The sequence below is a fragment of the Bifidobacterium jacchi genome, assembly GCF_009078285.1.
In the GTDB taxonomy this organism is placed as follows: Bacteria; Actinomycetota; Actinomycetes; order Actinomycetales; family Bifidobacteriaceae; genus Bifidobacterium; species Bifidobacterium jacchi.
Genome location: NZ_RQSP01000061.1, coordinates 1 through 11,271, shown reverse-complemented (window position 1 = coordinate 11,271; position 11,271 = coordinate 1). Strand labels below are relative to the sequence as shown.

At 61.1% G+C, this 11,271-nt stretch carries 7 protein-coding genes; 2 read left to right on the top strand and 5 right to left on the bottom strand.

Annotation, left to right across the window (positions count from 1 at the left end):
* Window positions 1–254: 254 nt before the first annotated feature.
* From EHS19_RS09930 to EHS19_RS09910, 5 genes are all read right to left on the bottom strand, one after another.
* Window positions 255–1,673: an ABC transporter substrate-binding protein gene (locus EHS19_RS09930; RefSeq protein ID WP_151917604.1), complete on the bottom strand. Its 1,419-nt coding sequence runs from the start codon at window positions 1,671–1,673 to the stop codon at window positions 255–257.
* 346 nt (window positions 1,674–2,019) lie between these two features.
* Entirely contained in the window at window positions 2,020–3,363 is a 1,344-nt protein-coding gene (locus EHS19_RS09925; RefSeq protein ID WP_151917603.1) for an ABC transporter substrate-binding protein, read from the bottom strand.
* 472 nt (window positions 3,364–3,835) lie between these two features.
* On the bottom strand, window positions 3,836–5,935 hold the full coding sequence (locus EHS19_RS09920) for a beta-galactosidase (protein WP_151917602.1): 2,100 nt from the start codon (window positions 5,933–5,935) through the stop codon (window positions 3,836–3,838).
* 324 nt (window positions 5,936–6,259) lie between these two features.
* Entirely contained in the window at window positions 6,260–7,270 is a 1,011-nt protein-coding gene (locus tag EHS19_RS09915; RefSeq protein ID WP_421745587.1) for a carbohydrate ABC transporter permease, read from the bottom strand.
* On the bottom strand, window positions 7,267–8,211 hold the full coding sequence (locus EHS19_RS09910; protein WP_151917601.1) for a carbohydrate ABC transporter permease: 945 nt from the start codon (window positions 8,209–8,211) through the stop codon (window positions 7,267–7,269). The genes EHS19_RS09915 and EHS19_RS09910 overlap by 4 nt, the downstream gene beginning before the upstream one ends.
* A gap of 272 nt (window positions 8,212–8,483) precedes the next feature.
* On the opposite strand from EHS19_RS09910, the gene EHS19_RS09905 reads away from it, so the two are divergent.
* Together EHS19_RS09905 and EHS19_RS09900 are read left to right on the top strand one after the other, a co-directional pair.
* Window positions 8,484–9,470 carry a LacI family DNA-binding transcriptional regulator gene (locus EHS19_RS09905; protein WP_175578417.1) on the top strand — a complete coding sequence of 329 codons (987 nt, stop codon included), beginning with the start codon at window positions 8,484–8,486 and terminating at the stop codon, window positions 9,468–9,470.
* A 641-nt stretch (window positions 9,471–10,111) separates the two neighbouring features.
* Window positions 10,112–11,251 carry an IS30 family transposase gene (locus tag EHS19_RS09900; protein WP_241677211.1) on the top strand — a complete coding sequence of 380 codons (1,140 nt, stop codon included), beginning with the start codon at window positions 10,112–10,114 and terminating at the stop codon, window positions 11,249–11,251.
* Window positions 11,252–11,271: the final 20 nt, after the last annotated feature.

The following is an 11,271-nucleotide window of genomic DNA, read 5'->3' as shown; positions in this document are numbered from 1 at the left end:
GGCTCGACTGTCGTCGAGCAACGTTGCCTACAAACAGCTCTGCTGTTTGCCTAACGGCAACGTCCTGACAAGGGGAGCTAACAATATAATCAACGAATTTCTGACGCAGGACACTAGCGCAAGGCAGCGAAGTGACCGGGGGAAAGAAGCGAGAACGGAACCGCTCAATGCTTTATAAATGCTTCATAAATGCTTCATAAATGTTCTATAAACGCTCTATACATGCTTCATAGCCTTATCAGACATACCACCGGTCAGTGCATGTCGAATCCCTGATTGTGGCCGTATTCCTTGAGATCACGCTGCCAGGCGGCTATCCCGTCCGACAGCGTGATCCGCTTGCCAGGCTCAAGCGGACCGTTGCTGCCGCTTGTCGTACCGAGCAGACGCGCGTCGAAGTCCCGCATGAGCGCCGCGTCGAAATCAAGCTTGCTTCGTGACCATGTGTAGGCGTCGCTCATACCGTTTTTGAAATCGGATCGCGCATACACCTCGAACGGCAGATACTGATATCCGACCGACACATCTTCGGCGGCATCGGAGAGCACCTTGTTGAACTGCTGGCCGCCGAAATACGACACCGGATATCCATCGGCATCGTATATCGCGCTTTTGTCAAGGAAATCACGATCATCAAGCGTGTTCTTATCAGCCGGGAACGCACCGCCGTCCACGCGTTCGCGTATGCCCTGCGCATCGTGGCACACGAAATCCATGAATCGCGTCGCCGCTTCGGGCTTGCGCGTGGAACGCAGCACCGCCATCGCCGATCCGCCGTTCTCCGCATTGGTCTCGCTGCCGTCAGGCGTGGGCATGGTCGCCACGCGCCACGAGCCGGCGCCTTCGGGCACGTCGGCGAGCAACAGCGACGGCATCCACGCGCCGGCAAACACCGATGCCACCTCACCCTTCGCAAGTTGGCTCTTCCACTGATCGGACCATGTCACCGACGACGTATCCACCAGTCCCTCATCGATCATTCGCTGCCAGAATGCGGTGAATCGTCTTGTGCCCGCGTCGCCCGTCAGATCGATGGTGACCGATTTGCCATCCTTCGTGGTGTGGAATGGGCGGCCGCCGGCAAGCCAGATCATCGCGTTATAGAAGCTCGCGTCACCAGCGTCGGCAGCCATGTACACGCCGTAATCCTTGAGCTTTCGCGCAGCCGCATAGTAGTCGTCCCATGATCGGATCGCCGCGGCATCGACGCCCGCCTGATCGAACACATCCTTGTTGTAGAAAAACGCCATCGGTCCCGAATCCATCGGCAACCCATAGATGCGACCGGCGAGCTGCACGCTCGACCACGTGCCCGGCGTATAGAAGTCGTCGTACCCCTTCACCCGATCGGTCACGTCAAGCAGCTGGCCGGAAACCGCATACTGCGGCAGCGCGAAATATTCGATCTGCACCACGTCGGGCAGCCCGTACCCGTCCTGGATGGCGCTGTTGAGATCGGCATATCCGCTGACGTTGCGCAGCTCGACGCGAATGTCCGGATTGGCTTTCTCGAATCGCTCCACCACGGCCGGCATGCTCGGCTCCCATGACCACACGACAAGACGGGTGCGCGGATCGTCGTCGCAAGCGGCCAATCCGACCACCATCATCGCCGCCGTCAGCATGGCGATCAACGTCGATATGCGACGTCTGATCGTTGCGCCAATCATCATGCGTTCCGCCTTTCCCGACATGCCCAGCTGATCGAATCCACAGCAACGATATGCATCAGTACCGCTCAATACCGCATACCGTGCGCTATTCCGGCATAAAACCGGCATAATACAGGAATAATACCGGCATAATACAGGAAAAGGCCCACCGCAACCGGAGGAGCCGGATGCGATGGGCCTTCGCCCGAGAGGAGAATGGCGGGAAGAACGGCCGCCATGAGGGTGGAGGAACAGCCTGCGCCGCTCCTCCATCATGCGTATTGTGTGTTGTTTTCAGTTATCCTCAGGTATCTGAGGTAAGCTCCAGCGTTCGCTCCGATCGGGAGCGAGCCCGCTGTTACTTGTGTTACTTGACCTCGAAGCCCTGACGCTTCGCGTAGTCCTGCAGATCCTTCTGCCAGGCCTCGACACCAACCGAGAGCTTCTGGTCACCGGTGTAGGAGGCACCGATGAAGTCGCCGAACTTGCCGCGAGCGTAGACCTCGAAGGGCAGGAACTTGTAGTCGGTGGAGACGTTCTTGGCCGCGTCGGCGAGAACCTCGTTGTACTTCTGGCCACCGAAGTAGTCGACATCCTGACCGTCGGAGTTCTTCACCGTGGTCTTGGCGAGGAAGTCAGCGTCGGAGAGGGACTTGGTGTCGGCCGGGAACGCACCGCCATCGACACGGGTCTTCACGCCGTCACCGTGGTTCGCGTATTCGATGAACTTGAAGGCCGCATCCTGCTTGGCGGAGGAGGCAACGACGGCGAGCGAGGAGCCACCGTTCTCGGAGTTGGTCTTGGAGCCGTCGGCGGTCGGCGTCGGGGCGACACGCCACTTGCCGGCACCGTCAGGAGCGGAGTTGGCGAGGTTGGCGGGCATCCACGCACCGGTGATCAGCGATGCGATGGTGCCGTCGGCCATGCCCTTGAACCATTCATCGGACCAGCCGGAGGTCTTGGTGTCGATCAGGTGCTCGTCGAGCAGCTTCTGCCAGAAGTCCTCGAAGGTCTTGACCTTCTCGTCGCCGGTGAGGTTGATGGTGACGGTGTTGCCGTCCTCGGAGGTCTCGAACGGCTTCGCGCCGGCCAGCCAGGTCATCGAATCGAAGAAGCCGGCGTCACCGGTGTCGGAGGTGATGTAGTAGTTGTCGCCGAGAGCGTGGATCTTCTTGGCATCCTCATAGAACTCGTCCCACGTGGTCGGAGGCTCCTTGATGCCAGCCTTGTCGAAGACCTCCTTGTTGTAGAAGAAGGCCATCGGGCCGGAATCCATCGGCAGACCGTAGACCTTGCCGCTCACCTGGACGGATGCCCAGGTGCCCGGGGTGTAGAAGCTGTCGTAGCCGGAGGTCTTGTCGGTGATGTCGGCGAGCTGGTTCTTGATCGCGTATTCAGGGATGGCGTAGTACTCGATCTGAGCGACATCCGGTGCGCCCTTGCCGGCATCGATGGCGTTGGAGAGCTTGGTGTACTCGTCCTTGTTGGTACCGACGTTCTGAAGATCGACCTTGATGCCGGTCTCCTTCTCGAAGTCCTTGGCGACCTGAGTCAGCGTGGGCTCCCAAGCCCAGACGGTGATCTCCTTGACGTCGGACTCCTGCGCCGGCTTGTTGCCGGCGGAATCGTCGGAGCCGCAGGCTGCGACGCCGACCAGCATGGCAACGGCACCAGCCGATGCGATGAGCTTCTTGGCAACGGTGAACTTCATCGTTCCTTCTCCTTCCCAGTCACTGGTGTGACTGAACAATGGTGGACGTTATCATAAAAAGCTGCACCCTCGTTGACTCAACCTCTGGGCCTACTCATTCCAGCAATCTCGTCAACGAGACACGGCGTTTGCTCGCCGTTTCTTCTATGATTGCGTTAACACTCAGTGTATACGATTCCAGCGATCACGCAACCGCAACACGCCGAAACAGACCGTTTACACGCAAGAAAACAGCGGAATTCCAAGGAAGATAGCGCAACCATAGTCATATCATTAATGTCACAGACATAGCCGCTGCGCAGCAAGGCACACTGGAATATACAAACAATATACAAACAAGCCGCTGCCCACTGAGCAAACCCAGTGTAGCAGCGGCTTGGAACTCGCCACGCGCGAATGGCATGCAGCCCTACCTACGGACTGCCGCCGTCTGCGCGAAGCGTCAACTCACCGACCAGTCGAGACTCCGGTACTAGTCGCGATCCCTGACCACGGCGACGCCGTTGACATCGATACGGACCGAAGATGCGGCCTCATCGACCTGCGCCAGCGATGCGACGACGACCTCGCCGTCAACCGGCACGTCGACCGCATGATGCGTGCGGTTGAACAGGAACGTGAACTCGCCGCCCTTGCCGACTCGACGCACGCGCAGCACATCGCCGGCAGCAGCCACATCGGCAACACCGTCCGGCAGCGGCGCGTCGAAACCAAGCGAATCGAGCATCGCCGGCAGACTTGCCGCAATGCCCTCATGCCCGAGGCGTGCGCCGACGTACACTGTGCGGCCGTCGCCGTATTCGTTGGCGACGATCGCGGGCGCGCCGTCCAGACCAGTCCACGGATCCGCCTTGAACGATGCCAGAACGCGCGCCGAATCCGCCGTGGAGGTGATCACATCAACGAAATCATGCGCCACAGTGCCATTGTCGAGATCGACATGGTCCAGCGTGCCGGGGAAATCGTCGCCGAGCGGCGCGAACTCCTCGACGCGAACACCGACCACGTCGCGAATCGAACCCGGATAGCCGCCAAGCCAGATGTGATCGCGATCATCGGCGATGCCGGTGTAATAGGTCACCAACAGACGGCCGCCGTTCGCAACATAATCGCGCACCCGACGCGTGTTCTCCTCGCTGAGCAGATACACGCTCGGCAACACCACGGCCTCGTACGAATCCCAATCGGAGCGAATCGGCACGATATCGGCGGTGATGCCATTGTCCGCGAAGGCGCGGAACCATTCGACCGGCTCGGTCCAATGGCGCACCTGCTGCGTCGGCGTGGCGGTGTGTTCGGTCGCCCATTCGGACTCGTAGTCGAACACCACGGCCACGCGGGACTTGGCAAGTCGCGTATCGAGCAGACCCTCGCCGCTCAGACGGTCAAGATCGGCGCCAAGCTCGCACACGTCGCGGAATACCTGCGAATCCTCGCCCGCGTGCGGCAGCATCGACGAATGGAACTTCTCGGCGCCGGCCTTCGACTGACGCCACTGGAAGAAGCAGATCGCGTTCGCGCCCATGGCAAGATGCGCCAAACCGTCACGCACCAGCTGGCCGGGTTCCTTGCGATGGTTGATCGGACGCCAGTTGACGGCGCTGGTCGAGTTCTCCATCAGGAACCACGGATTGCGGCGGGCGATGCCGTCGCACAGCGATGCCGAGTACGCGAGTTCGTCGAAATGCGCGTCTCCGGGCGTGAAATAGTGGTCGTTCGCGACGAAGTCGACGTCCGCGCCCCAATCGTCGTAATCCAGCGGCGTGCCGCCGGCGGAGACCATGAAATTGGTGGTCAGCGGACGGCCGGGGGTGATGTCGGCCAGCGTGTCGCGCTCGGCACGGTAGAAGTCCTTGAGCGCGTCGGAGCTGAAGCGCTTGAAGTCAAGCAGCTTGCCGGGGTTCATGAAGTTGCCCTCGCCGATGAAGCGCGGCGGGATGATCTCGGAGAAATCGTTGAGACGCTGCGCCCAGAAAGCGGTCCCCCACGCATCGTTGACGGCCTCGATCGTACCGTAGCGCTTGCGGCACCACTTCTGGAAGGCACGCATGGCGTCATCCGAATAGTCGAAGCGGTTGTGGCAACCGTACTCGTTGCTGACATGCCACGCCACCACATAGGGGTTGTCCTTGTAGTGCTTGGCCATCGCGCGGCACAGCTTGAGCGCGTATTCGCGGAAGATCGGGCTGGTCGGGCGCCAGTGCTCGCGGGCGCCGGGCCAGCAGGTGTCGCCTCGCTCGTCCTTCCACAGCACCTCCGGATGCGCCTGGGTGAGCCACATCGGCGGGGAGGCGGTGGCGGACGCCAGATCGACAGCGATGCCGGCCTTGCCCAGCTTGTCGATGACGCGGTCAAGCCAGTCGAAATCGTATACATCCTCGCTGGTCTCGATCTTCGCCCACGAGAAGATGCCCACGGACACGAGGTTGACGCCGGCCTGCTTCATCAGACGGATGTCGTCGTCCCATACGCTTTCCGGCCACTGGTCGGGATTGTAGTCGCCGCCATACCAGATGCGGGCTTCCTCGCCCTTGAGAGGCTGCGGCCAGCGGAATTCCCTTCGCTTGGTCATTGGTTCTCCTTTTGCATTGATTTGCATTGATTCTTGATTACGTTGTTCATGACTGCGCCGGTCACGACTGTGTCGTGAGCAGTGCAGTGCGGTAGCACATCGTGCTGCGCTTCATCGTTCTGTCGCAGCTGTGCGCATGCATCGTTAGACGCGTCAAGCTTGCACTCAGCCCCTCCCCAACTGACATCACACGGCAAACAGCGGATGATAATTCGACGCACATCCAGCCTACGCCGAATGTGCGTCGAATACCTTTTTTCAGGTGGACAGAGAGGTTACGACTGCTTACCCGCTATTGCGCGCTATTGCGGGCTGTTGCGGGTGCTACTCCTTGACGGCGCCTGCGGCGAGGCCGGACTGCCAGTACTTCTGGAGGCACAGGAACGCGATGACCAGCGGGATGATCGTGATCAGCGAGCCCGTGATGACCAGGTTCTGGATGGCCTGGCCGCCAGCGGTCGACGCCTGGTCCTTCCACTGGTTCAGACCGATCGTCAGCGGATACCACTTCTTGTCCTGCAGCATGATCAACGGCAGGAAGTAGTTGTTCCACGTCGCCACGATCGTGAACAACGCGGTCGTCACGATGCCCGGCGCCAGCAGCGGCAGACTGATCGTGCGGAACGTGCGCCACTCCGACGCGCCGTCCACGCGCGCGGCCTCCAGCAGCTCGGTCGGCACGGCCTGCTCCGAGAAGATCCACATCAGATACAGGCCGAACGGGCTGATCAGCGACGGGATGATCATGGCCCACGGCGTGTTCGTCAGATCAAGCTTGGCGAACAGGAGGAACTGCGGGACCGCCAGCGCGATGCCCGGCACCGAGATCGACCCGATGATCACCGCGAACACGGCCTTGCGGCCCGGGAAACGGAACTTCGCCAGCGCGTAGCCGCCCATGATCGCCAGCAGCGTCGCGCCGCCCGCGCCCACCACCACGTACAGGATCGTGTTGAGGAACCAGCGGCCGAACACGCCGTCCTGATACGTGAACACCGTCACGATGTTGTCCCACAGGGCGAACGACTTGCCGAACCCCAGGCCGAACGTCGACGTGAAGTCCGCCTGCGTCTTGGTCGCGTTGATCACCAGATACACGAACGGGAACAGGCAGTACACCGCGAAGATCGCGCACAGGACGGTCATCAGCGTCGAACGACGCGGATTCGTCACGTTCGCGAACCCGGACTTCGCAGCACGACGCCGCTCCGCAGCCTCGTCGCGCGCGACGCGCTTCTGGCGCGCCTTCTCCGCGCGCCTCGCGGCGCGCTCCTGCTCCTTCAGCGTCGCCGGCACAGTGGCCGGCCCATTCGTCGTCATGGCTGCGTTGCTCACTTCATCTGCTCCTTCATGCTCCTCAACTGCACCGCGTACGCGATCGCCATCGTGATCACGGCCATCACGATCGCCAATGCGGCCGCATAGTTCGACTGGCCGCCCGTGAAGCTCAGGTTGTACGCGTACATGTTCGGCGTGTAATACGTCGTGATCGCGTTGCCCGGCACCATCTTCTGCAAAATGCTCGGCTCGTTGAACAGCTGGAACGAGCCGATGATCGAGAAGATCACCGTGATCGCCAGCGAACCCTTCAGCTCCGGCAGCTTGATGCTCTTGACGATCTGCCATTCGCTCGCCCCGTCGATCGACGCCGCCTCATACAGCGAATGCGGGATCGTCGACAGCGAGCTGTAGAAGATCAGCATGTTGTAACCCGTGAACTCCCACGTGTTGATGTTGCCGATCGACGCGAGCAGCACGCTCGGATTGAACATGTCGATGTCGGTGCCCAGCAGATCGTTGAGCGACCCCACCAGACCGTACTTCGCGCCATACACGAAACCCCAGATCAGCGTCGACACCACCGCAGGCACCGCATACGGCAGGAACGTGGAGATACGGAAGAACTTCGTGCCATGCAGCTTCATCGAATCGATCGCCAACGCCATCGCCGCCGCCAGGAACAGCATGATCGGCACCTGCACGATCGTGAACAACGCCACACGCCACACCGAGCTCCAGAACATCGGATCGCGGAACAGACGCGCATAGTTCGCGAACCCCACGAACACTGTGCCACCGATCATCTTCTTCTGATAGAAGCTGATATAGATTGCATACACGATCGGAATAATGAACACGAACACAAAAACCACCGCGAACGGCCACATGAACTTCCAGCCACGCCAATCGGCCTTATGCTTGTTCACCCTGCCTGCACCCGATTGCCCGCCTCGCGCTCGCGCGGCATCGACCGGGGATGCCTCAACAGATGTCATGATCACCCTCTCCTTCGAAGGAACAGGTTGCATCGCACGTCGTCTCGTTCGAGGCTTTCAATACGGTCCGCTCCATACCAGATGACGTACGTTGATGAATGTTTACGTTATCAATATAGCACCATTCCATACGACACGCGGACAAATCATGTTTTCCTTCCAACTGTTCTTATGTATACAATGAGAACGAAAAACAAAGGTGTTCCAATGGAACACCTGACAATTGAAGACCATTGAAGTAGGAAGTCATGGAAAGTACGCAACCGGTATCAATGCAGGACGTGGCGCGCGCCGCCGGAGTGTCGCCGCAAACCGTGTCCCGCGTGGCCAACGGCAGCGATGCCGTACGGCCCGGTACCCGCCGCAAGGTCGAAGAGGCGATGGAGCGTCTCGGCTACCGGCCCAATTACGCCGCACGTGCACTGAAGCACGGCCGTTTCAACGATATCGGCGTGGTCATGTTCAATATGACCAGTTTCGGCAACTCGCATATCGTCGACAGCATCGCCGCCGCAGCCGACGAAAACGACTATGCAGTCACGCTCCAGCAGATCGGGACCGGCCCCGAACGCACGCTTGAGGCTGCCATCAACCACATGAAGCAGCTGCCCGTGGACGGGGTCATCGTAGTCATGGAGGAGAAGCTGTCCGACTTCGACACGTTCCGCCCGCCGAAGGAGCTGCCGGTGGTGATCCTCAGCGAGGATCCCTCCAACTCGTGCCCCACCATCGACGCCGACCAGTACGGATGCTCCACCGCTGTCGTCGACTATCTGCTGAGCAAAGGCCACAAGACGGTGTATCACATCGCCGGCCCCTCGACCTCGCGCGCCGCGATCAGCCGTGTCCTCGGGTGGCGGGACTCGCTCACCCAGCTGGGGCTGCGCGTGCCGCAGACCTACATCGGCGACTGGGAGGCGGACAGCGGATATCAGGCCGGACTCTCCCTGGCGCGCGACCCCGAGTGCACCGCGATCTATGCAGCCAACGATCAGATGGCCTATGGCGCAATGCTCGGATTGCAGTCGGCCGGCAAACGCGTGCCGCAGGACGTGAGCATCGTCGGCGTCGATGATCTGCTCGTCGGCATCGTGCCCAGACTCACCCTCACCACCATGCGCATGCGGTTCAACGACATCGGTCACGAGGCGTTCAACATGGTCAAGACCATGTGCGAGGGCGGCACGGTGCCCGTGGGCGTCAAGACCGTGGTCCCCTGCGAGCTGATCGAACGCTCCTCCGTGCGCGACATCAGCTGACGCGCTGGTGGGCTGGCGGTGGGCTGTCGGTTTTGTCATGCGACGCAAAAAACGACGAAAAACGCGCCGCGTGACAACCCACCCGCGATCCGACCGCAATCGATCCCTCATCAGCCACGATCGAATGCAAGCGCGCATCCAAGAAACGGCGGAATACCGCCATTCCCAAGTAAAGCACACTCTGCGCAAGACACAATCATCGCCATTTCGAGCGCCACCAGACACTGAAATCTGTCACGCGGCGCAAAAAACAAGGAAAAATGCGCCGCGTGACAAATGCACATGACAAATGCACAGCGGCGGTACAGGCGGTACAGAACAACATGACAGCGCAACGCGCCGCTGACCGGTCTCTGATCGACCACAGACCGAATCGATTACGCCGGCTGGGGCGTCATAGTCCCAGCCTCATCATTAATCATTAATCATCATTATCAACCATCAACGGCATGCATCCCCTCATGAATCCCCCCTCTATGCAACCGCCCAGCAACGGCGGGTTCCAGTGATCGTTGCAACACCTGACCGACCGACGGGAGGAACAGGTGGGCAGGTGGTTGTTCGAGGGCGTGGAGTACGCGACGAGGTCGCAGATGTGCGCGGCGCGGCGGCGTCGGTACGTCGAGCATCTCGAGGCGGGCATGAACTTCACGCAGGCCGCGCGGGCCGTGGGCGTGTCCAAGCGCACCGGCAAGGTGTGGCGCAACGGGCGGAAGCGCTCGACGGGAAGGAACGAGAAACCGTCGGTGGACTGGTATCGTTCCACCGTGGACATTCCCAGGAAGATCAGTTCGAGGTACCTGAGCCAGGACGAGCGCATCAGCATCGCCGACTGGCGGAAGACCGGCACGGGCGTGCGCGAGATCGCGCGCAGGCTCAACCGTCCGGCGTCGACGGTCAGCCGCGAGCTGGCGCGCAACACGAACCCCGCGACCGGCGTGTACGAGCCGTACCGGGCCCAGCAGATGAGCGCCGACCGGCTCAGACGGCCCAAGCCGGCGAAGGTGCATACGGTGCCGGGCCTGCTCGACTGCATCCGCTCCGGACTGCGGGCGCACTGGAGCCCCGAGCAGATCGCGGGACGGCTGCGGGCCGACTTCCCGGATAATGATGACATGCACGTGTGCACGGAGACGATCTACCAGGCCATCTACGTCCAGGCCAGGGGCGAGCTGGGAAAGGACGTCGCCAAGGCGTTGAGGAGCGGACGGGCCAGCCGCCGGCCCCACGATCAGGCGGGCTCCCGCAAACCCCGGTTCCGCGAGCCCATGGTGATGATCAGCGAGCGACCCGCCGAGGTCGAGGACCGGGCGATACCCGGCCACTGGGAAGGCGACCTGATCTGCGGCGCGGCCAACAAAAGCGCGATCGGCACGCTCGTGGAACGCACGACCCGGTTCACGATCCTTCTGCACCTGCCCGACGGGCACGACGCCGAACACGTCCAGCAGGCCGTCATCGACAAGATGCGGCACCTGCCCAGGCTCCTGCGCAACTCGCTGACCTGGGACCAGGGAAGCGAGCTCGCCCTGCACAAGCGCATCTCGACCGCTCTGGACATGCAGGTCTACTTCTGCGACCCGCACTCCCCGTGGCAGCGCGGCACCAACGAGAACACCAACGGGCTCCTGCGCCAGTACTTTCCCAAAGGCACCGACCTGAGCGTCTACCCTGAGGACTACCTCGACGCGGTCGCCGAGGAACTCAACGACCGGCCCCGCAAAACACTCGACTACAGGAAACCATCCGAGAGGATGCTCGAACTCATCAACGCCGCATGATACAATCACACCATTCCAAG